At 66.9% G+C, this 738-nt stretch carries 1 protein-coding gene; it reads left to right on the top strand.

The window, feature by feature from the left end:
* The coding region (locus EOD15_RS35065) for a helicase-related protein (protein ID WP_281035610.1) at positions 1-738 on the top strand (738 nt) is incomplete at both ends.

Below are 738 nucleotides of genomic sequence, written 5' to 3'. Positions count from 1 at the left end.
GGCTGAATTGCTTGGTGAGGAACCTGGCGCCACCGTCGGCTATGCCATGCGCATGGAAAACCGCATTTCGGCAAAGACCAGGATCGTGGTCGTCACCGAAGGCGTGCTGGCGCGCATGATCCTCGACGATCCCGAACTGCCCGGTGTTTCGGCTGTCATTTTCGACGAATTCCACGAGCGCTCGCTCGACGGCGATTTTGGTCTCGCTCTGGCGCTCGACGTCCAAGGGGCGCTCAGGCCGGATCTGCGCTTGGCAGTGATGTCGGCGACGCTCGACGGCGCGCGTGTCGCCAAACTCATGTCGGGCGCGCCGGTGATCGAGAGCGAGGGCCGCGCCTTCCCTGTCGATATCCGTTATGACGAACGCCCCGCCGGCATCGCCATCGAGGACGCCATGGCCAAGGCGATCCGCGCCGCTCTTGCTGACGAAAGCGGCAGCGTGCTTGCCTTCCTGCCCGGCCAACGCGAGATCGAGCGAACCGCCGAGCGGCTGGCCGGCAAGGTCGGCACCGATACCGACATCGTCCCGCTCTACGGCATGCTCGACGGCAAGGCGCAGGACGCGGCGATCAAGCCGCCGCCGGCCGGCCGCCGCAAGGTGGTGTTGGCCACCTCGATCGCCGAGACCTCCATCACCATCGACGGCGTGCGCGTCGTCATCGATTCGGGCCTGTCGCGGCTCCCGCGCTACGAACCGGCCAGCGGCCTCACCCGGCTCGAAACGGTCCGCGTCAGCAA

The sequence above is a fragment of the Mesorhizobium sp. M7A.T.Ca.US.000.02.2.1 genome, assembly GCF_003996995.1.
In the GTDB taxonomy this organism is placed as follows: Bacteria; Pseudomonadota; Alphaproteobacteria; order Rhizobiales; family Rhizobiaceae; genus Mesorhizobium.
Note: the sequence above shows the minus strand (reverse complement) of the source record. Positions and strands in the feature narration are given on the sequence as shown.